15 protein-coding genes are annotated in these 22,854 nt (G+C 71.9%); 8 read left to right on the top strand and 7 right to left on the bottom strand.

The features are described 5' to 3' along the window. The first annotated feature begins 36 nt into the window (after positions 1-36). The 4 genes from ACFWGN_RS15460 (at position 37) to ACFWGN_RS15445 (ending at position 8,707) form a co-directional block, all read left to right on the top strand. Positions 37-1,197 carry a LacI family DNA-binding transcriptional regulator gene (locus ACFWGN_RS15460; protein ID WP_377617977.1) on the top strand — a complete coding sequence of 387 codons (1,161 nt, stop codon included), beginning with the start codon at positions 37-39 and terminating at the stop codon, positions 1,195-1,197. 164 nt (positions 1,198-1,361) lie between these two features. After that, positions 1,362-3,650: a glycoside hydrolase family 6 protein gene (locus ACFWGN_RS15455; RefSeq protein WP_377617976.1), complete on the top strand. Its 2,289-nt coding sequence runs from the start codon at positions 1,362-1,364 to the stop codon at positions 3,648-3,650. A gap of 89 nt (positions 3,651-3,739) precedes the next feature. Continuing rightward, complete coding sequence (locus ACFWGN_RS15450) at positions 3,740-5,800, top strand: cellulase family glycosylhydrolase (RefSeq protein WP_377617975.1); 2,061 nt, start codon at positions 3,740-3,742, stop codon at positions 5,798-5,800. Between the two features lie 180 nt (positions 5,801-5,980). Next, entirely contained in the window at positions 5,981-8,707 is a 2,727-nt protein-coding gene (locus tag ACFWGN_RS15445) for a cellulose binding domain-containing protein (protein WP_377617973.1), read from the top strand. A gap of 116 nt (positions 8,708-8,823) precedes the next feature. On the opposite strand, the gene purD is transcribed toward ACFWGN_RS15445, so the two are convergent. The 3 genes from purD to ACFWGN_RS15430 form a co-directional block, all read right to left on the bottom strand. Beyond that, positions 8,824-10,122: a phosphoribosylamine--glycine ligase gene (purD, locus tag ACFWGN_RS15440; protein ID WP_377617972.1), complete on the bottom strand. Its 1,299-nt coding sequence runs from the start codon at positions 10,120-10,122 to the stop codon at positions 8,824-8,826. A gap of 241 nt (positions 10,123-10,363) precedes the next feature. Beyond that, positions 10,364-11,650, bottom strand: a complete 1,287-nt coding sequence (locus tag ACFWGN_RS15435) for an adenylosuccinate synthase (RefSeq protein WP_056652581.1) — start codon at positions 11,648-11,650, stop codon at positions 10,364-10,366. Positions 11,651-12,027: 377 nt separating this feature from the next. Further along, positions 12,028-12,468 carry a DUF3151 domain-containing protein gene (locus ACFWGN_RS15430; protein WP_377617970.1) on the bottom strand — a complete coding sequence of 147 codons (441 nt, stop codon included), beginning with the start codon at positions 12,466-12,468 and terminating at the stop codon, positions 12,028-12,030. 69 nt (positions 12,469-12,537) lie between these two features. On the opposite strand from ACFWGN_RS15430, the gene ACFWGN_RS15425 reads away from it, so the two are divergent. Next, a complete protein-coding gene (locus ACFWGN_RS15425; RefSeq protein WP_056652588.1) occupies positions 12,538-12,879 on the top strand; it encodes an STAS domain-containing protein in 342 nt (113 codons plus the stop codon). Positions 12,880-12,937: 58 nt separating this feature from the next. On the opposite strand, the gene ACFWGN_RS15420 is transcribed toward ACFWGN_RS15425, so the two are convergent. Further along, positions 12,938-15,322 carry a SpoIIE family protein phosphatase gene (locus tag ACFWGN_RS15420; RefSeq protein WP_377617969.1) on the bottom strand — a complete coding sequence of 795 codons (2,385 nt, stop codon included), beginning with the start codon at positions 15,320-15,322 and terminating at the stop codon, positions 12,938-12,940. A gap of 114 nt (positions 15,323-15,436) precedes the next feature. On the opposite strand from ACFWGN_RS15420, the gene ACFWGN_RS15415 reads away from it, so the two are divergent. Beyond that, positions 15,437-15,892: an STAS domain-containing protein gene (locus tag ACFWGN_RS15415; protein ID WP_191805587.1), complete on the top strand. Its 456-nt coding sequence runs from the start codon at positions 15,437-15,439 to the stop codon at positions 15,890-15,892. Positions 15,893-16,049: 157 nt separating this feature from the next. Here the strand turns inward: ACFWGN_RS15415 and fbaA are convergent, their stop codons facing one another. Then, positions 16,050-17,072, bottom strand: a complete 1,023-nt coding sequence (gene fbaA / locus ACFWGN_RS15410; protein ID WP_191805586.1) for a class II fructose-bisphosphate aldolase — start codon at positions 17,070-17,072, stop codon at positions 16,050-16,052. Between the two features lie 158 nt (positions 17,073-17,230). Further along, entirely contained in the window at positions 17,231-17,911 is a 681-nt protein-coding gene (locus tag ACFWGN_RS15405) for a TrmH family RNA methyltransferase (RefSeq protein ID WP_377618154.1), read from the bottom strand. A gap of 181 nt (positions 17,912-18,092) precedes the next feature. On the opposite strand from ACFWGN_RS15405, the gene ACFWGN_RS15400 reads away from it, so the two are divergent. Together ACFWGN_RS15400 and ACFWGN_RS15395 are read left to right on the top strand one after the other, a co-directional pair. Beyond that, positions 18,093-19,025 (top strand): DedA family protein, encoded by a 933-nt coding sequence (locus ACFWGN_RS15400; RefSeq protein WP_377617967.1) that lies wholly within the window; start codon positions 18,093-18,095, stop codon positions 19,023-19,025. Then, entirely contained in the window at positions 19,022-19,795 is a 774-nt protein-coding gene (locus ACFWGN_RS15395) for an HAD-IIA family hydrolase (protein ID WP_191805585.1), read from the top strand. The genes ACFWGN_RS15400 and ACFWGN_RS15395 overlap by 4 nt, the downstream gene beginning before the upstream one ends. Positions 19,796-20,068: 273 nt before the next feature. Here the strand turns inward: ACFWGN_RS15395 and ACFWGN_RS15390 are convergent. Beyond that, the coding region (locus ACFWGN_RS15390; protein ID WP_377617965.1) for an HtaA domain-containing protein at positions 20,069-22,854 on the bottom strand (2,786 nt) is incomplete at its 5' end.

Here is a 22,854-nt window from a genome sequence, read left to right as displayed (position 1 = left end):
TGCACCACGCCCTGACTGGGGGCATGCTGTGTGACCGTGGCCACATTCTTACGTCCGGAACGCCCGATTGCTACCGGTAGGCGCACGACCATCACCGACGTCGCCCGCGCGGCCGGGGTGTCGATCGCCGTCGTCTCCTACGCCCTCAACGGTCGACCGGGGGTCTCCGACCGCACGCGGCGCCGGGTTCTCCAGGTCGCCGAGGAGCTCGGGTGGCGGCCGAGCGTGGCCGCCAGGACGCTGCGCGGCGCGGCCGGATCGGTCGCGCTCGTCCTGGTGCGCGACGCGGTCGGGATCGCGTCGACGGCCACGGACCTCGAGCTCTCGGACGGTCTCCGGGACGTCCTCGACGGGCACCTCTCGCTGGCCGTCCACCTGCTGGGCTCCACGGCCACGGCGGCGGGCGCGATCGCAGACTGGTGGGCCGAGCAGCGATACGACGCCGTGGTCCTCACGGGGGTCCGTCACGAGGACCCACGGCTCGCGGTCGTCGCACGCCTGGGCGCGGCCGCGGTCCTGGTCGACCACGTCGCGCCCGTCCGCGACCCGCGCGACCAGGCAGCACCCGTGTCGTCGGCGCCCCCGAGGCCCGAGCCGCGGGCCGTGGCCCTGGACCCCTCGGCCGACACCAAGGTCGGCCGCTACGTCTCGGACCTCGGGCACCGGCGCGTCGCGGTGCTCGCGCCCGCGGCGGACCTCCGGTCGGGGCGCGGCGCCGCGGAGGCCGTGAGCGCGGAGGTCGTCCGCCGGGGCGGGGTCGCGGTCGTCGAGTCGTGCACGACGCTCGCGGACGTCGCGGCGACCGCGCGCCGGCTGCTCGCGTCCCCGGAGCGCCCGACGGCGATCGTCACCTCGGACGACCAGGGCGCCCTGGTCGTCCTCGACGTCGCGCGACGTGCGGGTCTCGCCGTCCCGTGGGACCTGTCGGTCGTCGCGGGCCGCGACTCCCCGGTGCTGCGACTGTCGACCCCACCCGTGACGGCCGTCGGGCGGCCCGACCGGGAGCTGGGGCAGGAGGCCGGGCGTCAGGTGCTCCGCGCCCTCGGCCGGTCCGACGGGACCGTGCCCGGCCCCGAGGCCGGCCCCGACGCCGGCCCCGACGCCGCGCCGGGGACCGCGACCTCGCATCCCGAGCCCCTGCCCGCGGTCCCCGGCGGACGGCTCGTCGTGCGCGGCACCACCTCTCCCCCGCGCTGACCGGGGCCCCCGCACCCGTCGAGCGGGTGAACGGGGTTGTCCACCTAAACGTTTCACGACCTGCCGACCTCACCCGGTCCGTGACACGTTGCGCTCGGCGCCGCACTCCGCGGCACGGGCCGGCCGGCGTCGTCCGGCCCCAGGACGAACCCCAGGAGGATCTCGTGTCACCAACCCACCATCGGCTGCGCAAGGGCGCGACAGCCATGGCCGCCGCGGCGCTCGTCGCCGCTCCCCTCGCACTCGCGCAGGTCCCTGCCGCAGCGGCCGAGCCGCGGGTCGCGAACCCGTACTCCGGGGCGACCCAGTACGTGAACCCGTACTGGTCGGACTCGGTCGAGGCGGCCGCGACGCGGGCGGGCGGCGACCTCGCCGCGAAGATGCAGGCGATCTCGGGCGAGCCCACGGCCGTCTGGATGGACCGCATCAGCGCGATCGAGGGCAACGCCGACGGACCCGGCCTGCGCTTCCACCTGGACGAGGCGCTCGCCCAGAAGGACGCGGGCGTACCGATCGTGTTCAACCTGGTCATCTACGACCTGCCCGGTCGTGACTGCTACGCGCTCGCGTCGAACGGCGAGCTGCCCGCCACCGACGCCGGGCTCGTGCGCTACAAGAACGAGTACATCGACCCGATCGTCGACATCCTCGACGACCCCAAGTACGACTCGCTGCGCATCGCCGCGACGATCGAGCCCGACTCTCTGCCCAACCTCATCACCAACATCAGCACGCCCGACTGCCAGCAGTCCGCACCGTACTACCGCGCAGGCGTGAAGTACGCGCTCGACGAGCTCTACACGGTCGGCAACGTGTACTCCTACATCGACGCCGCGCACGCGGGCTGGCTGGGCTGGCCGAGCAACTCGGGTCCTGCCGCCAAGCTCTTCGCCGACGTGGTGAGGTCGACGAACGCGGGCTTCGCCTCGGTCACGGGATTCGTGACCAACACCGCGAACTCGACGCCGCTGGCCGAGCCGTTCCTCGAGGACATCCAGATCGGCGGCACGCCCATCCGGTCGTCCAGCTTCTACGAGTGGAACGCCGACTTCGACGAGACCGACTGGACCGCGCACCTCTACGACCTCCTGGTCGCCGAGGGCTTCCCGGCCTCGATCGGCATGCTCATCGACACGTCGCGCAACGGGTGGGGCGGCGACGCCCGGCCGACCGCGGTCAGCACGTCGACCAACCACAACACCTACGTCGACGAGTCCCGGGTCGACAAGCGCATCCACCGCGGCGCGTGGTGCAACCCGGCCGGCGCCGGCATCGGCGAGCGCCCGCAGGCCACGCCCGCGGGATACCCCGAGTCGCACCTGCACGCGTTCGTGTGGGTCAAGCCTCCGGGCGAGTCCGACGGCGCCTCGACGGACATCCCGAACGACCAGGGCAAGCGGTTCGACCGCATGTGCGACCCGACGTTCGTCTCGCCCAAGCTCGCCAACCAGCTGACGGGCGCGCTGGGCGGGGCCCCGCTCGCGGGCCAGTGGTTCGACGCGCAGTTCGAGATGCTCGTCGAGAACGCCTACCCGGTGATCGACGGCGGCGGCACGACGCCCGGCGACGTGACGGCGCCCACGGCCCCGACGGGCCTGACCGCGGGCACGCCCACGGCCACCTCGGTCGCGCTCTCGTGGACGGCCTCGACCGACGCGGTCGGGGTGACGGGCTACACCGTCTACCGCAACGGCGTGCAGGTCGGCACGTCGACCTCGACGAGCTTCACGGCGACGGGACTGAACCCCTCGACCACGTACTCGTTCACGGTCACGGCGCGCGACGCGGCGGGCAACGTCTCGGCCGCGTCGGCCGCCCGGTCCGTCACGACCGCGGCAGGCCAGACGGACCAGCCGCCGTCGACCCCCACGGGGCTGACCGCGGGCACGACCACCGCGAGCACCGTCCCGCTCTCGTGGAACGCGTCGACCGACGACGTCGGCGTGGCGGGCTACGTGGTCTTCCGCAACGGCTCGCAGGTCGGCACCCCGACCGGCACGTCGTTCACCGACACGGGCCTGACGGCCGGCACCGCGTACTCGTACACGGTCCGGGCCAAGGACACCGCGGGCAACCTCTCGGCGGCCTCGGCCGCGGTGAGCGCCACGACCACGACGGTCGTCGTCCCGCCCCCGGGCTCGTGCACGGTTGCCTACACGGCCAACAGCTGGGGCTCGGGCTTCACGGGCACCATCAAGGTCACGAACACCTCGACCAGCACGGTCAACGGCTGGAGCCTGGCCTTCACGTTCCCGTCGGGCCAGACGATCACCAACTCGTGGTCGGGCCAGTTCACCCAGACCGGCGCGAACGTCACGGTGACCGGGCTCTCCTGGAACGCGAACCTCGCCCCGGGCGGGTCCGCAGAGGTCGGCTTCAACGCGAGCCACAGCGGCACGAACGGCGTGCCGGCCGTCTTCACCCTCAACGGCCAGGCCTGCACCGTCGCCTGACCTGACCTGACCGACAGCACCCGACCGGGCTGCCCGGGCCCGCACCTCGCGGCCCCGGGCAGCCCGGTCCTTCTTCCAGGAGCTTTTCCATGAGTCCTCTGCAGGATCCGATCTCCCGCCCCCGGCGCAGGGCCGCGTACGCCGCGATCGCGGTGGGCGCCGTCCTGGTCGCGAGCGCGCTGCCGTCCGCCGCAGCCCACTCCGGCCCGACGACGCCGCTCACCTCGTCCGCGACTCCCACCTCGGCGTCCCTCGCCCCGTCTGAGGCCGCCGACGTGTCCCTCGCCGGCGTCCCGGCCGACGACTGGCTGCACACCGACGGCTCGACCATCGTCGACGCGGCGGGCAACGAGGTCTGGCTGACCGGCGCGAACTGGTTCGGCTTCAACGCGAGCGAGCGTGTGTTCCACGGCCTGTGGTCCGGCGACCTCGAGGCGATCACGCGCTCGATGGCCGAGCGGGGCATCAACATCGTGCGCGTGCCCGTCTCGACCGAGCTGCTGCTCGAGTGGAAGGACGGGGAGACCGTCGCGTCGCCCAACGTCAACACGTACGTGAACCCCGAGCTCGTGGGCATGGACAACAAGGAGATCTTCGACCACTGGCTCTCGCTGTGCGAGAAGTACGGGCTCAAGGTGATGATCGACCTCCACAGCGCCACGGCCGACAACTCGGGCCACGTCTATCCCCTGTGGACCCACGGGGGATTCACCGTCGAGGACTTCTACGCAGGCTGGGAGTGGTTCGCCCAGGAGTACGCGGACGACGACACGATCGTCGCGGCCGACCTCAAGAACGAGCCGCACGGCTCGCAGTCCGAGACCCTGCGCGCCAAGTGGGACGGGTCGAGCGACGCCGACAACTGGCGCTACGTCGCCGAGCAGGCGGCCGCACGGATCCTCGCGATCAACCCGCACCTGCTCATCCTCGTCGAGGGTGTCCAGGTCTACCCGAAGGCCGGCAAGACCTGGGCCGACCGCGGGCTCGACGACTTCCACAACACGTGGTGGGGCGGCAACCTGCGCGGCGCGGCCGACCACCCGGTCGACCTGGGCGCGCACCAGGACCAGCTCGTCTACTCGCCGCACGACTACGGGCCGCTCGTCTCCGCGCAGCCCTGGTTCGAGGGCGACGACTGGGACCGTGCCTCGCTCGAGGCCGAGGTGTGGGACCCGAACTGGCTGTACCTGTGGAAGCAGGAGACCGCGCCGCTGCTCGTGGGCGAGTGGGGCGGCTTCCTGGACGGCGGCAAGAACGAGAAGTGGATGCGTGCGCTGCGCGACCTGATGGTCGACTACCGGATCAGCCACACGTTCTGGTGCATCAACCCGAACTCGGGCGACACGGGCGGGCTGCTCAACCACGACTGGACCACGTGGGACGAGGCCAAGTACGACCTGCTCGAGCCCTCCCTGTGGAAGGAGGGTGGGAAGTTCGTCTCGCTCGACCACCAGGTGCCGCTCGGCGGGGCCGGTTCGACGACGGGACGGTCGCTCGGCGACCTGTACGGCGACGGCGGCACCACGCCCGTCCCGGACACCCAGGTACCGACCGTGCCGGGGACCCCGAGCGCGACCGACGTGACGTCGTCGGGCGTGACGCTCACCTGGGCCGCCTCGACCGACGACCGGGCCGTGACCGCCTACGACGTCTACCGGAACGACGCCACGGGGGCCACGAAGGTCGCCGCGACGATCGCTCCGAACGCCACCCTGACAGGACTGTCGGCCGCGACCACCTACTCGTTCACGGTGCGGGCGCGCGACGCGGCGGGCAATGTCTCACCCCCGTCGGGCGCGCGGACCGTGACCACGTCGGCCAGTCCCGTGACCCCCACGGGCCAGTGTGCCGTGACGTTCTCCGCGAACGGCTGGAGCACGGGCTACACGGGGACGCTCAAGGTCACCAACACGGGCTCGACGACCCGCAACGGGTGGACCCTGACCTTCACCCTGCCGGCAGGTCAGCAGGTCACGAACGGCTGGTCGGGCACGTTCAGCCAGTCGGGCACGGCCGTCACGGTCGCCAACGCACCGTGGAACGCGACCCTGTCCCCGGGCGCGAGCGTCGAGCTCGGCTTCAACGCGAACGGCACCGGGGCGGCCCCCACGGGCTTCGCGCTCGACGGCCAGCCCTGCACGAGCGCCTGACACGCACCTGGCGCGCACGAACCGGGCGGCCCGTCAGCGGGCCGCCCGGCCGGCCGCTCCGCCTAAACGTTTCACCCGGTGCTCATCGTCGAAGCGCTTCGCTAAGGTCGGCGGCGCGGGTCCGTCGGAGGGGGTGACGGCGGACCCGCTCCGACCGACCGTCACGAAGGAGTGCCACGGATGAGCTACCGACCACTGATCGCGTCCCTCGTCGGGCTCGGTCTCGCCGCCGGGCTCGGCACGGCGGGCGCCGTCGCCGCGACCGGCGGCCTGGCCACCGCGGGAGTCGCCGCAGACCCCGCCGCGAGCGCCGCGCAGGACTACGACTGGGGGAACGTCGAGATCGTCGGCGGCGGGTTCGTCCCCGGCATCGTCTTCAACCAGACCGAGCCGGGGCTCGTCTACGCCCGGACCGACATCGGGGGTGCGTACCGGCTCGACCCTGCGACGCAGCGCTGGATCCCGCTGCTCGACCACGTCGGCTGGGACGACTGGAACCACAACGGCGTCCTGAGCCTCGCGACCGACCCCGTCGACCCGGACAACGTCTACGTCGCGGTCGGCACCTACACGAACTCGTGGGACCCCCACAACGGCGCGATCCTGCGGTCGTCGGACCGCGGCGAGACCTGGCAGAAGACGGACCTGCCGTTCAAGGTCGGGGGCAACATGCCCGGCCGCGGCATGGGCGAACGGCTCTCGGTCGACCCGCACGACAACCGTGTCCTCTACCTGGGCACCGAGGGTGGCCACGGTCTGTGGCGCAGCACCGACAAGGGCGTCACGTGGTCCGAGGTCGCGTCGTTCCCCAACGCGGGCACCTACGTGCAGGACCCCGACGACGAGAACGGCTACCTCAGCTCGAACCAGGGCGTCGTCTGGGTGACGTTCGACCCGTCGAGCTCGACGGGGACGCAGCCGACCCGGACCATCTACGTCGGGGTCGCCGACAAGGAGAACGGCGTCTACCGCTCGACCGACGCCGGGGCCACCTGGGAGCGCGTCCCGGGCCAGCCCACCGGGTTCCTCCCCCACAAGGGGGTGCTCGACGCGACCGGCCGACAGCTCTACATCGCGACCTCGGACACGGGCGGCCCGTACGACGGCGGCAGCGGCGACGTGTGGCGGCTCGACGTCGCGACGGGCACCTGGGACCGGATCAGCCCCGTCCCGTCGAGCAGCGCGGACGCCTACTACGGCTACTCGGGCCTCACGATCGACCGGCAGGACCCGGACACCCTCATGGTCGTGAGCCAGGTCTCCTGGTGGCCGGACATCGTGATCTGGCGAAGCACCGATCGCGGAGAGACCTGGAGCCGCATCTGGGACTGGGACGGCTACCCGAACCGCACGCTCCGGTACACGCTCGACATCAGCGGGGCCCCGTGGCTGAGCTTCGGCGAGCAGCCCAACCCCCCGGAGCCCAGCCCCAAGCTCGGCTGGATGACCGAGTCGTTCGAGATCGACCCGTTCGACTCCGACCGCTTCTTCTACGGCACGGGCGCGACGATCTACGGCGGGACCGACCTCACCGACTGGGACGCGGGCGGGATCGTCGACATCTCCGTCAAGGCGCAGGGCATCGAGGAGACCGCCGTGCTCGACCTCGTCGCCCCTCCGGGGGGCGCCGAGCTCATCTCGGGGCTCGCCGACATCGGCGGGTTCGTCCACACCGACGTCACGCAGGTGCCGTCGGGCATGTACACCCAGCCGTACCACGGCGCGGTGCACAGCCTCGACTTCGCCGAGCTCTCGCCCTCGACCGTGGTCAGGGTCGGTCAGGGGGTCGACGGGGACGTCGAGTCGCACATCGGGATCTCGACGAGCGGCGGGTCCTCGTGGTGGGCCGGTCAGGAGCCGGCGGGCGTGACCGGCGCGGGCACGGTCGCAGTGGCCGCCGACGGCGGACGCATCGTGTGGAGCCCGGCCGGGACCGGGGTGCACGTCTCGACGACGCTCGGGTCGGGCTGGACCGCGTCGACCGGGATCCCCGCAGGTGCCCGCGTCGAGTCGGACCGGGTGAACCCCAAGGTCTTCTACGGCTACGCGGGCGGGACGTTCTACCGCAGCACCGACGGCGGGGCGTCGTTCACCGCGTCAGCCGCGACGGGCCTGCCCGCGGACGGCAACGTCCGGTTCGCGGCGGTCCCGGGTCACGAGGGTGACGTGTGGCTCGCGGGCGGCGCGACCGACAAGACCTACGGCATGTGGCGCTCGACCGACGAGGGCGCGACGTTCACCCGCGTCGCGGCGGTCGACGAGGGCGATGCCGTCGGGTTCGGCAAGGCCGCTCCCGGGAACAGCTATCCAGCCGTGTACACGTCGTCGAAGATCGACGGCGTCCGAGGACTGTTCCGCTCGGACGACGCGGGCGCCACGTGGGTCCGTATCAACGACGACGAGCACCAGTGGGCCTGGACGGGCAGCACCATCACGGGCGACCCCGACGTGTACGGCCGGGTCTTCGTCGGGACCAACGGGCGAGGGATCGTCGTCGGCGACCTCACGGGCACGGCTCCCGAGCCGACCGAGGAACCGACGGAAGGGCCTACGGGGCAGCCGACCGAGCAGCCGACCGAGCAGCCCGGCACCAGTGCGTGCACGGCGCAGTACGCGGTCGCAGGCTCCTGGCCCGGCGGCTTCCAGGGCTCCCTCACGGTGAAGAACACCGCGACGACGCCCGTCGAGGGCTGGTCGGCCGCGTGGACGTTCGCGAGCGGCGAGCAGGTCTCCCAGGGCTGGGGCGGCACGCTGACGCAGACCGGGGCGGACGTCCGGGTGGCGGCGCCGGCGTGGTCGACGACGCTCGCCCCGGGGGCGAGCGCAACGGTCGGCTTCATCGCGTCGGGCACGGCCGGCACCCCGACGAGCATCACGCTCGGTGGGAAGGCCTGCTCGACCTCCTGACCGGGTGCGTCTGCGGCCGTCGGCCGGGGGCGCCCCATCGACCTGGCCCTGTCGGACGGGCCGGGAACGACGAGGGCCCGCGAGCACCAGCTCGCGGGCCCTCGCCGTGCACGGCCTCAGCGCTGCTCGCGCGCGGCCTTCTCGGCGATGTCGGTGCGGTGGTGCGAGCCGGGCAGGACGATCTTGTCGACGCCTGCGTAGACACGGCGACGGGCCTCCTGGAGGTCCTCCCCACGCGCGACGACCGACAGCACACGGCCACCGGCGCTGCGCAGCACGTCCTCGTCGTCGAGCACGGTGCCCGCGTGCAGGACGTGCACGCCCTCGATCGCCTCGGCGTCGGCCACTCCCGTGATGGCGTCCCCGCTGCGGACGGCGGCCGGGTAGCCGTTCGCGGCGACGACGACCGTCACGGCCGCGTCGTCGGACCAGCGCAGGCGCGGGAAGTCCGCGAGCTCACCGCGGGCCGCTGCGCGCAGCACCGCGGACAACGGCGTGACGAGCCGCGAGAGGACGACCTGGGTCTCGGGGTCTCCGAAGCGCGCGTTGAACTCGACCACGCGCGTACCGCGGCTCGTGAGCGCGAGGCCCACGTAGAGGACGCCGGCGAACGGCGTGCCGCGGCGCGCCATCTCGTCGATCGTGGGCTGCGCGACCCGGGTCACGACCTCCTCGGTCAGGCCGGCCGGGGCCCAGGGCAGGGGGCTGTAGGCGCCCATGCCGCCCGTGTTGGGGCCGGCGTCGCCGTCGAACGCGCGCTTGAAGTCCTGTGCCGGAGCGAGCGGGACGACACTCGTGCCGTCCGACAGGCAGAAGAGCGAGACCTCGGGTCCGTCGAGGTACTCCTCGATCACGACCACGGGGTCGCCCGCGCCCGGACGGGGCGTCGCGAAGCAGGCCTGCGCGTGCTCGAGCGCCTCCTGGCGGTCGTCGGTCACGACGACGCCCTTGCCCGCGGCGAGGCCGTCGTCCTTGACCACGTACGGGGCGCCGAACGCGTCGAGCGCGTCGGCGACCTGGTCGATGTCGGTGCACACGTGCGCGAGCGCCGTGGGGACCGACGCGGCGGCCATGACGTCCTTGGCGAACGCCTTGGACCCCTCGAGCGCTGCGGCCTCGGCGCTGGGACCGAAGCAGTCGACGCCGGCCGCCCGCACGGCGTCCGCGACCCCGGCCACGAGCGGAGCCTCCGGACCGATCACGACCAGGTCGGCGCCCAGCTCGACGGCGAGCGCTGCGACGGCCTCGCCGTCGACCGCGCTGACCGCGTGGAGCGTCGCGAGCTCTCCGATCCCCGGGTTCCCCGGAGCGGCGTGCAGCTCGTGCGCCTCCGCGCCCGAGGCGACGGACTCCTGGGCGAAGGAGTGGACGATGGCGTGCTCGCGGGCACCCGAACCGATGACGAGGATCTTCACGGGAACGCAGTCTACCGATCGGTGCGCTGTGAGCCCGAGGCGTCCACGCACCGCAGCCGGGCAGCCCTGCCGCGCGGCGCTGCCGTCGCGCCCCTCCGGAGGATCGCCGGGCACAGAAGACGGACGCGACGGACCCTCGACACGAGGTCGGGGATCCGCGGCGTCCGTCCCTGTTGCGAGTCGTCCGTCAGCGCACCTGGAACATCTCCCTGTGGTCAGGAGCAGGCGCGGGGGCGGTGTCTCAGTGCAGCAGGTCGTGCAGCGGGATGATCGCGTCGCGCGACGGTCCCACCCCGATCGCCGAGACCCGCGCACCCGAGAGCTCCTCGAGCGAGCGCACGTAGGCCTGCGCGTTGGCCGGCAGGTCCTCGAAGGTCCGGCAGCCGGAGATGTCCTCGGTCCAGCCGTCGAACTCGGTGTAGATCGGCTTGGCGTGGTGGAACGCCGTCTGGTCCGTGGGCATCTCGTCGTAGCGGACGCCGTCGACGTCGTAGGCGACGCACACCGGGATCTTGGGGATGCCCGTGAGGATGTCGAGCTTGGTCACGACCAGGTCCGTGATCCCGTTGATGCGACTCGAGTAGCGAGCGATCACCGAGTCGTACCAGCCGCAGCGACGCGCGCGACCGGTGGTCACACCGAACTCGCCACCGGTCTTGAGCAGGTACTCGCCCATCTCGTCGAAGAGCTCGGTGGGGAACGGCCCCTCGCCCACCCGGGTCGTGTAGGCCTTGATGACACCGATCACCGACGAGATCTTGGTGGGGCCGACGCCCGAACCGGTCACCGCGCCGCCCGCCGTCGCGTTCGACGACGTCACGAACGGGTAGGTGCCGTGGTCGACGTCGAGCATCGTGGCCTGGCCGCCCTCGAAGAGGACGTTCTTGCCCGCGTCGAGCGCCTGGTTGAGGATCAGCGACGTGTCCGCGACCATCGGCTTGACGCGCTCGGCGTACGCGAGGAGCTCCTCGACGGTCTCGTCGACCGTGATGGCCCGACGGTTGTAGACCTTGACCAGCAGGTGGTTCTTCTGGTCGAGCGAGCCCTCGATCTTCTCGGCGAGGATCTTCTCGTCGAACAGGTCCCACATGCGGATGCCCACGCGGTTGATCTTGTCGGCGTACGCCGGCCCGATCCCGCGCCCGGTCGTCCCGATGCGGCGCTTGCCGAGGAACCGCTCGCTCACCTTGTCCATGGTGCGGTGGTACCCGGTGATGACGTGCGCGCTCCCGGAGACCAGGAGGCGCGAGACGTCCACACCGCGCGAGATCAGGTCGTCGAGCTCCTGGAAGAGCACCTCGATGTCGACGACCACGCCGTTCGCGATGACGGGGGTCACGCCCGGCGACAGGATGCCGGAGGGCAGAAGGTGCAGTGCGTACTTCTCGTCCCCGATGACGACCGTGTGCCCGGCGTTGTTGCCGCCGTTGAACTTGACCACGTAGTCGACCCGCGAACCGAGGAGGTCGGTCGCCTTGCCCTTGCCTTCGTCGCCCCACTGGGCACCGATGAGCACCACGCCTGGCATGGATTCCCCACTTTCAGACTGCCTGTTCCTCGGACCGGGTCACGGGCCAGCACCGACCGGCACGTACAGGGGACAGACCGGCCGGTGAACGGCGGCACGCGTCGTCGACGGTTGTCGATGCGTGTCGCGTCTCGTCGGCGGGTCCTCTGCGGGCCCGAGGCACGTCCGGGCGGCAGTCACCCGGAAGCCGGGACGAGTTTACCTGTCCTTGCCCTGGACGGCTCCCCTGGTCCACGAGGCGTGCTCCACGTGCCCGACGGCGCCGCTCGTCACCCCGGTCCGGTGCGGGTCGCGGGGCGCACCCCTCGGGCGCCCTCGGCGACGGACGACGGGGTACGCCGCCGAGGGGCGACGCCCGGAGGACGTCCTGGCTTGCGTCAGACGACGAGCGCGGCGACCTCGTCGACCGAGGTGCCCGAGTCGACCAGGAACTGGGCGCAGCGGTCGGCCTCGTCGGTCTCACCGATGAGCGCAGCGGCGAGGTGCAGCGCGAGCAGCGCTCGCAGGAACCCCTGGTTGGGCTCGTGGTCGGCCGGGATCGGCCCCTGACCGCGCCACCCTGCCCGCCTCAGCGCGTCCAGGCCCCGGTGGTACCCGGTACGCGCGAACGCGTACGCGGTCACCGGGGCGTGCTCTCCCCCGTCGCGCAGCGTGGCTTCGGCGAGGAGCGCCCAGAGCAGCGAGGAGGAGGGGTGGGCGGCCGCGAGCCCGAACGGCTCGTCGCCGCGCGCGAGGCCGGCGACGACGTCCGGCTCGGCGGGCAGACGCACCGGAGGCGGTCCGTCGAGGAGGTTGGGGCGCACAGGTGTGGTCGACATCCGTCGATTCTCGCAGGCCCCTGACGAGCGCATGTGCACCGAACGGCGCACCCGCCTAGAGTCAGGACCATGATCGAGATCTCGACCTCCCCCGCGACGACCACCCTCGTCATCGCCGGGGACCTCGATCTCGCCGAACGGGACCAGTTCCCCGAGATCGCGGCCCGCGTCGTCGGGCTGCGCCGTCAGCTCCTGGTGATCGACATGTGCCGGGTCACGTTCATGGACTCCACGGGCGCAGCGTTCCTCATCTCGCTCGCCGACTCGGGGCGCAAGCGCGGCGGTGCGACGGTCCTGCGAGGGTGCGACGACCGGGACCTGTTCGTCCTCGAGGTGTGCGGCGCGCTCGACCTCTTCCGGATCGACGTCGACCACCGCTGCGACCCGCCGGCGGGGGCCAACGCTTCCTGACCGAGCCGTTCCTCGACCGACCGGCCCTCGGTCTGCGGCGCTCCCGCCTGACCGGCCCTCAGTCCGAGGCGCTCGACGTCCTGTCCTGTCGCTCCCCGAGCGGGCGCAGCCGCGCCCACACGAGCTTGCCCGACCCCGCCGGACGCCAGCCCCAGTCCGCGAGTCGCTCGACGATCTGCATACCGAACCCGCCCATCCGGTGCGCGTGCCCGTCGGTCGAGACGGGTGGCGCGGGGTTGGAGTCCTCGACCTCGACGCGCAGGCCGTCGCCCGTGTCGAACAGCCGCAGCGCGAGGTGGCCCCAGCCGTGCAGGACCCCGTTGGCGACGAGCTCGGACACCACGAGCTCGGCGTTGGCGCTGTCACCCAGGTCCCAGGCCTGGCACGTGCGCAGCACCGCATGGCGGGCACGCCCGATCGACGCGGGCTCGCTCGGGAGGAGCCAGCGGCGGCTGCGCGGGCTCAGGGCCGAGGTGACGGGGTCCGAGACGGGGTCCGGGATCCGCACGACCACGAGCGCCACGTCGTCCTCGGGGGCGTCCGCGAGGCGGGAGAGCAGCTCCTCGCCGATGCCGGCCGAGTCGATGGCCGTGATCGACCGGGTCGCCTCCACGAGGGCGTCGAGCCCGACGCGCAGCGCACGGTCGCGCCGCTCGATCAGCCCGTCCGTGTAGAAGAGCAGGACATCGCCGGGCTCGAGCTCGACCCGCCCCGTCGCCCGGGTGCCGGTGCCGAACCCGACGAGCGAGCCGCCCGCCTCGTTGAGCTGGGTGACCTCGCCGGCCCGGAGCAGCAGGGGCGGGAGGTGGCCCGCTCGCGAGTACTCGATCGCCCAGGTCTTCGCGTCGTCCGCGGCTCCGGCGTCGTCCGTGTCATCGCTGCCCGTCGCGGTGACCTGGAGGACCGTCGCGTCCTCCTCGAACGTCTCGGGGTCGAGCTCGGACGCACGGGTGGCGGACGGCACGGACGGGCGGTGCGTGAGCGCCGCATACACGAGGCTCGCGGACCGCGGGATCCGCATCCCCACCACGAGCTGGTCGACCCGCTCGAGGACGGGCCCCGGGGTCGTGAGCTCGTACGCGTACGAACGGACCACGGACCGCAGCTGACCCATCGCGGCAGCGGCTTCGACGTCGTGGCCCACGACGTCACCGATCACCAGGCCGACGACGTCGGGAGAGATCTGCAGGACGTCGTACCAGTCCCCGCCGACCTGCGCGTGCTCGGAGTTGGGCGCGTAGTAGGTCCACACGTCGAGCCCCGTGACGTCCGCCTGCTCGGGCAGCATGGCGCGCTGGAGCGTCTCCGCGAGACGGTGCTCGCGGGCGTACAGGCGCACGTTGTCGATCGCGAGGCCGGCACGGCGTGCCAGCGCCTTCAGGACGGCCTGGGCCCCCGACTCGTCGGGGGCCGTCGTGACCGATGCCGGCAGCCCGCTCGTGGCGAGCAGACCCAGGACGCGACGGCGGCCGGCGATCGGGTGGAGCAGGACGGAGGCGGGCGCCTCGGCGCTCGCCGAGGTGCGCTGCCGGACGTCCCGGCTCAGCCAGCTCGACGCGGACCACTGCGGGTAGTCGACCGTCAGGTCCAGGAGGACCGGACCGTCGATCCGTCCGTCGAGCAGGTCCTGCACGGTGTCCTGCAGGTCGATCACCGTGCCGGGCACGAGCCCCGCAGGACCCGTGGCGTCCCCGAGGGCGTCCGTGAGCCCCATGGCCCCTTCCACGGCGCCGGCACCGTCCGCGATGTAGCGCCCGTGGCGCTGCCCGCGGCCGCTCGGCGGGGTCGTCGTGTCGATGCCCTCGGCGTAGCGCAGCCCGTCGTCGTTCATGTAGAAGCCGGCCCACCCGACGAGCGCCCCCTCGAGGACGTCGCAGATCTCGCGCAGGGCGAGCGGGTAGTCGAGGTCGTTGAGCAGGTCCGAGGTCTCGGTGATGATCGCGAGGCTCACGCGCTCCCGGCGTTCGAGCTCGAGCGACGCGAGCTGGGCAGCGGAGCGGTCGATGTGCTCGGTGACGTCGATCATCACGCCGATCCAGTGGGCGATCTCGCCGTCGGCCTCGTCGACCGGGGACAGCGAGACCTGTGTCCACAACGGGGTGCCGTCGTGCCGGTCGCTGCGGACCGTGCGCGTGACCTCGCGTCCCTCGAGCACCGCGGCGCGGAACAGGTCGGCTTCGCCCTGGTCCGCGAGGAGCTCGGCGAGGAAGCGTGGGCTGCGCCCCAGGACCTCGTCGGCCGTGTACCCCGTGAGCCGGCAGAAGGCGTCGTTGACCCAGGTCATCGGCATGCCCTCGGACCGGCGGCCGAGGAGGAAGGACGCGACCCCGGAGCGTTGCGCGGCGCGCGCGAAGATCTCCGGTCCGCCGGCCGGCAGGGAGGCCCCGGCCGCGCGCGGACCGCGGGCCCAGGAGCCCAGCCCGAGGCTCGACGAGCCGACCATTCCCACCTCCGACCGAGATTGCCGTGAGCGCGTTACTGTCCCGAGTGGACATTCAACCGTAGATTGGTGATCTCCGAGACCTGTGCGGGTCCGGTCCACGCTGGGAGGAGCAACGTGCGCGACGGTAACACCACGGTTGGTAGCGAGCCTGACGACCCCGCGACCGGGTCGAGCAACGTCGTGACGGAGCAGTCCGACCCCGCGAGCGTGCACGTCATCGTGGGCGCGACGCGTGCCCGCATCGTGCTGTCCGGCGAGATCGACGCCGATCTCGGGCCGGACCTGTTGGACGCGACCGCCGACGCCGAGGCCACCGGCCTCCCCGTCGAGATCGACGCGCACCACGTGACCTTCATGGACTCCTCGGGCGTGGCGTTCCTCGCCCGGCTCGCGACCCGCGGGCCGCATCGCGTCCGGGTGCTGCGTGCTCCCCCGACCGTGCGCTTCCTGCTCGAGGTCACGCGCATCGGGGACATGCTCGACATCGTCGACGAGGACCCCGGCTTCGACCTGCCCGACGGCGTCACGCACCTCAACGGGAGCCGTCGCCTCCCGCGCACCGACCGCTGAGGACGACTGCCCGACGGACGCTCCGCCGTCGGGCGCCCCTGGCGGGCCCACGACACGCAGCAGGCCCCGGTCCTGACGGACCGGGGCCTGCTGGCACTTCTGGTAGCGGGAGGCTCCCGCCGGGCTCACCGCCCTCGCGGGCGGCTCAGCGAGCCGTTCAGCGGATCTTCTGGCCCGCGGAACGCAGCTGCTGCGACGCCTCGACGATGCGCTGAGCCATGCCGGCCTCAGCAAGCTTGCCCCAGGCGCGCGGGTCGTAGGCCTTCTTGTTGCCCACCTCGCCGTCGACCTTCAGGACGCCGTCGTAGTTGCGGAAGATGTGGTCGACGACCGGACGCGTGAACGCGTACTGCGTGTCCGTGTCGATGTTCATCTTGATGACGCCGTTGTCCACGGCCTCCGTGATCTCCTCGGCCGTGGAGCCCGAGCCGCCGTGGAAGACGAGGTCGAACGGGTTCTCCTTGCCGATCGCGTCGCCGACGGCCTTCTGGATGTCCGCGAGGATCGACGGACGCAGCTTGACCGCGCCCGGCTTGTAGACGCCGTGCACGTTGCCGAACGTGAGAGCCGTCAGGTAGCGGCCCTTCTCGCCCGCACCGAGGGCCTTGACCGTCGCGAGACCGTCCTCGACCGTCGTGTAGAGCTTGTCGTTGATCTCGGCCGTGTGGCCGTCCTCCTCGCCACCGACGACGCCGACCTCGATCTCGAGGATGGTGCGCGCGGCGACGGAGAGCTCGAGGAGCTCCTCGGCGATGATCAGGTTCTCGTCGAGCGGCACGGACGAGCCGTCCCACATGTGCGACTGGAACGTGGGGAGCTTGCCGGCCTTGACCTGCTCGATCTCCAGCGCGAGCAGCGGACGGACCCAGGAGTCCAGGTTCTGCTTGGCGCAGTGGTCCGTGTGCAGCGCGATGGTGACGTCGTAGTTCTTGGCGACCTCGGTCGCGTACGCCGCGAGGGCGAGCGAACCGGTGACGCGGTCCTTGATGGTCGAGCCCGCCGCGTACTCGGCGCCGCCGACGGAGACCTGGATGATGCCGTCGGACTCGGCCTCGGCGAAGCCCTGAATGGCGGCGGTGATGGTCTGCGACGACGTGATGTTGACGGCGGGGTAGGCGAACTTGCCTGCCTTCGCGCGGTCGATCATCTCGGCGTAGACCTCGGGGGTTGCGATAGCCATCTGCAGAACTCCAATGACGGAAGGAGGTGGGTGCCGACGACACTGCCGCGCGCCCTGTTATCCCCATGATTTTGTCATGGATCCCTACCGCCGGTGTGATCCGTCCCTCTGGTGGACGTCCGTCACCACTGGTTGGGACGTCCCGGAGGTCGGGACGCCTAGGGCTCGTACGCGTGCTGCACGGCCCACGCGTGCATCGCGACGGCCGCCGCGGCCCCCGCGTTGATCGACCGGGTCGACCCGAGCTGCGTGATGTGCAGGATCTCCCGGCTCGCCTCGCGGGCCTCGGCCGAGAGCCCGCTGCTCTCCTGCCCGAACAGCAGGACGCACTCGCGCGGGAACAGGTAGCCCTCGATCGGTATCGAGCCGGGGACGTTGTCGATCCCGACGACCGGGATGCCCGCGCCGTCGTGCTGCGCCGCGGCCCACGCGAGCAGGTCCTCGACCTGCGGGTGGTGGCTCACGTGCTGGTAGCGGTCCGTGACCATCGCGCCACGGCGGTTCCAGCGCCGCCTGCCCACGATGTGCACGCCCGCGGCGTTGAACGCGTTGGCCGTGCGCACGACCGACCCGATGTTCAGGTCGTGGCCCCAGTTCTCGATCGCGACGTGCAGGCGCCTTCCCACCGGGCGTCGCGCGTCCATGTCCGCGACGATCGCCTCGACCGTCCAGTACCGGTAGGCGTCCACGACGTTGCGCCGGTCGCCGTGCTCGAGCAGCTCGACGTCGTAGCGCTCGCCGGTCGGCCAGGCTGCCCGACCGCCGGGCCAGGGGCCCACGCCCACCTCGACCTGGTCCTCGCCGCGGGGGTGCGGCGGCTCGTCCGGTGCCGGGGGCACGGAGGGCGCTGCGGGCTGGTCGTCACGCGCGGGGTGACCCTCGTGCTGGGGGCGCGCGGAGGAGTTCGTCACGGACCCATTGTCCCCGGTGCCTCGCCGTGACCCCGATCCCCCCACGATGTTCACAGGGTGCTCCACGCAGCCCAGGTCCGTGCAGCGTGGCGCCCACTACGCTGGTGGCGTGCTCACCGACCTTCTCCTGACCTCGACGCTGCCGGACACGGCCGCGGCACTCTCCGCCGTCGACGGCACCCAGGTGGTCGCGCTGGGGCCGGACTGGCTCGACGCGCGAACCATGATCAGCGGGTTCATCGAGAGGTTCGGCGTGTACGCGGTGCTCGGCATCGTCGCCGTGGTCTTCATCGAGACGGGCCTGCTGTTCCCGTTCCTGCCCGGTGACTCGCTGCTCTTCACCGCGGGCCTCCTGGTCGCCCAGGACGAGCTCAACCTGTCGATCTGGCTCGTGTGCGCCATGATCTTCGCCGCCGCGTTCCTCGGGGACCAGCTCGCCTACCTGATCGGCAACAAGATCGGCCCGCGCCTCTTCACGCCCGACGCCCGCGTCCTCAAGACCAAGTACATCGACCAGGCTCACGACTACTTCGAGCGCTTCGGCGGACGCACCGTCATCCTGGCCCGGTTCGTCCCCTTCCTGCGGACGTTCGCCCCGGTCGCCGCGGGCATGAGCGGCATGCGCTACCGGACGTTCGTCGCCTACAACCTGGTCGGCGCGTTCGTGTGGGGCGTCGGCGTGACGCTGCTCGGCTACTGGCTCGGCAACATCCAGTTCGTCAACGACCACATCGAGACGATCCTCGTCCTCATCGTCGCCGTCTCGGTCGTCCCCGTGGTCATCGAGGTGCTGCGGGCCCGCCGTGAGTCGCAGCGGACCAAGGCCGAGCTCGCCGCGGGCGGAGCGGCCGCCGCCGCCGCCGGCGCCGCTGAGAGCCCCGCCGTCGCGACCGCGGGCACCTCTGCCGCCCCGACCACGGCCACCCCCGCCGTCCCGACCGACACCCCCCTGACGACGTCCGAGGCGACCACCGCCCCGGCGACGGGGTCCGAGAAGACGACGGACGCCGTCGAGCACACCCCTGGAGAGGACCACCGATGACGCGCGTGATCGAGAGCTGGCTCACCGACATGGACGGCGTGCTCGTCCACGAGGGCCACGCCATCCCCGGAGCAGCCGAGTTCGTGCGCGCGCTGCGCGACAAGGAGCGCCCGTTCCTCATCCTGACCAACAACTCGATCTTCACGGCCCGCGACCTGCGCGCGCGCCTCGCCACCTCCGGCATCGAGGTGCCCGAGGAGTCGATCTGGACGTCCGCGCTGGCCACCGCGCAGTTCCTGAGCGACCAGGTCCCGGGCGGCAGCGCCTACGCGATCGGTGAGGCGGGCCTGACGACGGCCCTCTACGAGGCCGGCTACACGCTCACCGAGTCCGACCCCGACTACGTGGTGCTGGGCGAGACCCGCACCTACTCGTTCGAGGCGATCACCAAGGCCGTGCGCCTGATCCTGGGCGGCTCGCGCTTCATCTGCACCAACCCGGACACGACCGGTCCCTCGCAGCAGGGGCCGCTGCCCGCGACGGGCGCGGTCGCCGCCATGATCACGGCCGCGACGGGCCGCGAGCCGTACTTCGTGGGCAAGCCCAACCCCATGATGTTCCGGTCCGCGCTCAACCGCATCGACGCGCACTCCGAGACGACCGCGATGATCGGCGACCGCATGGACACCGACGTCGTGGCGGGCATCGAGGCCGGGCTCTACACCTACCTCGTCATGACGGGCTCGACCAAGCTCCACGAGGTCGACACGTTCCCGTTCCGTCCCAGCAAGGTCGTCGACTCGATAGCGAACCTCGTCGACCTCGTCTGACGCACGCCCCCCGGACAGCGCGCTGCCCCGGTCCCCCCGACCAGCTCGGAGGGGACCGGGGCAGTCGTCTGCAAGGCCCCGGAGGGGCGCGACCGGCCGTGGCAGGTGTCGACCCCTGCCACGGCCCGGCGGGACGCCCGGAGTACCGCTGCAGGGCCGCGTGCGAGGTCGCTGCGCGACCGGCTGAGGCGGGAACGACGAACGGCGGGCGGGCCGGGACCTGGAGTGGTCCCGGCCCGCCCGCCGTTCGTCGTTCGGTCGTGCGGTCGTGCGTCAGGCGGTCGCGCGTGCCCGACGGCGCCTGCTCACCGCGAGCAGGCCCGCGCCGCTCAGGAGCAGCATCACCGCGAGTGCCGTGGCGTTGCCCGCGTCCGACCCCGTGGCCGCCAGGCCCGAGAACGCGTCGCACTCGACGTCGCCGCCGATCGGGAAGCTGAACGTGACGGGGGCCAGGGCGGTCCCTGCCTCGTAGAAGCCCGCGAACGCCTTGGCGCCCGCGGCCGTCAGCGTGGCCGAGGCTCCGGTCCACGTGATCGTGGTGCCCGAGGTCGACTTCTTGCCCGAGAGGTCCAGGTTCGCGAACGCGACGCCCTTGCTCGTGGACTTGTTGCCCTCCATGTCGCTGCTGACGACGTCGACGACGAGCGTGCCGCTGCCGCCGTTGACCTGGACCCGCGGGTTGGAGATCTGCAGGTCGAGGATGCCGCCGTGACCGGTGAAGTGCACCGAACCTGCGAAGGAGGCGCGCCCCTTGCCGAGGTCGGTGTTGAACGACCCCTCGCCACCGCTCCACGTGGTCGTGGAGCCGTTGTCCTTGGCGCCGCTGGCCGAGACGGAACCCTTGGCGATCGGCCCCGCGATGTACGCGCGGAACTTGTCGCTCACGGCCCAGGTCAGCGTGGCGCCGTTGACACCCTGCGCGTAGCACTGCTGGGCGGCGGAACCGCTGCCCGAGGTGCTCGAACCCGTGACCGTGATGGCCGCGGACGCGGTGTGGTTCGCGCCGATGAGGAGCAGCGTGTGCTCGCCCGCCGGGAGATCCTTGGGGATCGTGACGGTCGACGTGGCCGCACCACCGGCGTTGGCCGTGATGCCCGTGGCGAGGACCTGCGGGGTGGAGTGGACCTCGACGCGCAGCCCCTCCTCGTCGGCCCCGAACCCGATGCCGCTGATCGTGACCTGGTCGCCGGGGGCGGCCTGGGAGACGGAGAGTGTCGCCTTGGCGGGGTCCTGCTGCGTGCCCGAGCCGTCGGTGTTGCCCGAGCTCTCGCCCGGGGTCGTGCCCGGGTTCTCGACGGCGGAGCCGACCGTGAAGGTCACCGGGTCGAGCGCGTCACCGGCCGTGTAGAACGCACCGAACGCCGGGACGCCTGCTGCGGTGAGGGCCGCGGGGACGCTCGCGTAGGTCGTCGTGCCGTTCCCGGTCGTGACCTTTGCGGCGGCCAGGTCGAGCGTCGCGACCGTCACGCCGGACTGGACGAACGAACCGCCCTCGATGTCCTTCGAGTCGACGTCCGCGACCAGTGTCGCCTTGTCGCCGGTCGCGACGACGCGCGGGTTGCTCAGGCGGACGTCGAGGATGCCGCCGTGCCCCGTGAACCGGACGGTGCCGGCGAAGTCGACCGCGCCCTTGCGCGAGGCCGTGTCGAACGAGCTCTTCGCGGACTGCGGGAACGAGTACAGACCGGTCGCGGCCCCCGACGCACCGTTCGAGGTCGTCACGCCTCCCTGGGCGATCGGGCCTGCGATGTAGGTCCGGAACGACTCCTTGACGCCCCACTGCAGGCTGCCTGCCGCACCCGCGGGAGGCGGGGTGACGGGCTTGGCCGTGACCGTGACGGTCGTCGCCGCGGAGGTCGAGCCCACGAAGGACGTGTTGTCCGTCGGGGTGAACACGGCCTTCACGGAGTGCGGGCCGACCGCGAGGTCGCTCGCCACGAGGACCGCGACGCCGTCCTTGACCGCGGCGGATCCCAGGTCCTTGGAGCCGTCGACGAAGCGAACCACGCCCTCGGCCGAAGCCGGTGCGACGGTCGCGGTGAACGTCACGCCGGTGCCCTCGACGCTGCTCGCCGACGAAGCACGCAGGGTCGTGCTCGTCGCCTCCGCGTCCTTCCCGGGCTGCTTCACGGACAGCGCCGTGAACGTGTCGAGCGAGCGGTCCGTGACCGACAGGCCGTGCGCAGCCGACGTCGCGACCACGTACTCCGTGGCCGGGTCGAACGAACCCGCGGGGACCTTGATCGTCGTCGTGAACTTCCCGTCCACGACCTGAGCCGGCATCACCCACTGCAGGCCGAGCCAACCATCTGCGACCAGAGGGGCATCGCCCTTCCAGATCGACGCATCGCCCAGCAGGACGTACGCGCCGTACTGCGCACCCGCACCCACGAACCCGGTACCCGAGATCGTGAACGTGTTCTCGACCGCAGGGTCGAGATCCGCGCGGGGCGTCACCGTCACCGTGGGCTTCTCGACCGGAGTCCCCGGCTCGGCCGTGACCGCGACGGTCGTCTCGCCCGTGGCTCCGAGCTTGCTCGTGACGGTCACCGTGAGCTCGCCCGAGGCGAGGTCTGCGGGCACCGACACGACGACGGCCGCGCCGTCGGCGACGAAGCTGACCGGCGCACCGCCCAGGCGGACGGAGGCCACCGTGTCACCAGGCGTGAGGCCTGCGACGGTCAGCGAGAGCTTGTCGCCGGCGGTCACCGAGGAAGCCCCCGGGGTCACCGTCAGCAAGGTCGGGATCTCCGCCTTCTTGAGCGTGAGGGGCGTGAACGTGTCCAGCGTGCGGTCCGAGACCGACAGGCCGTGCGCAGCCGACGTCGCGACCACGAACTCCTTCGAGGCGTCGAACGCGCCCGCCGGAACCGTGATCTCCGTCGTGAACTTCCCGTCCACGACCTGAGCCGGCGACACCCACTTCAGACCCAGCCAACCCGACGCGACCAGCGGCCCGTCACCCGACCAGATCGACGCGTCGCCCAGCAGCACGTACGCGCCGTACTGCGCACCCGCACCCACGAACCCGGTACCCGAGATCGTGAACGTGTTCTCCA

Origin of the sequence: Oerskovia sp. NPDC060338 (assembly GCF_042726295.1) — a bacterium.
GTDB classification, from domain to species: domain Bacteria; phylum Actinomycetota; class Actinomycetes; order Actinomycetales; family Cellulomonadaceae; genus Oerskovia; species Oerskovia merdavium.
Note: the sequence above shows the minus strand (reverse complement) of the source record. Positions and strands in the feature narration are given on the sequence as shown.

Excerpts from the sequence above, each read along its gene's own strand:
- ACFWGN_RS15450 (WP_377617975.1), top strand. The coding sequence starts at position 3,740 with ATGAGTCCTCTGCAGGATCCGATCTCCCGCCCCCGGCGCAGGGCCGCG.
- ACFWGN_RS15445 (WP_377617973.1), top strand. The coding sequence starts at position 5,981 with ATGAGCTACCGACCACTGATCGCGTCCCTCGTCGGGCTCGGTCTCGCC.
- ACFWGN_RS15435 (WP_056652581.1), bottom strand. The coding sequence starts at position 11,650 with ATGCCAGGCGTGGTGCTCATCGGTGCCCAGTGGGGCGACGAAGGCAAG.
- ACFWGN_RS15430 (WP_377617970.1), bottom strand. The coding sequence starts at position 12,468 with ATGTCGACCACACCTGTGCGCCCCAACCTCCTCGACGGACCGCCTCCG.
- ACFWGN_RS15425 (WP_056652588.1), top strand. The coding sequence starts at position 12,538 with ATGATCGAGATCTCGACCTCCCCCGCGACGACCACCCTCGTCATCGCC.
- ACFWGN_RS15420 (WP_377617969.1), bottom strand. The coding sequence starts at position 15,322 with ATGGTCGGCTCGTCGAGCCTCGGGCTGGGCTCCTGGGCCCGCGGTCCG.
- fbaA (WP_191805586.1), bottom strand. The coding sequence starts at position 17,072 with ATGGCTATCGCAACCCCCGAGGTCTACGCCGAGATGATCGACCGCGCG.
- ACFWGN_RS15395 (WP_191805585.1), top strand. The coding sequence starts at position 19,022 with ATGACGCGCGTGATCGAGAGCTGGCTCACCGACATGGACGGCGTGCTC.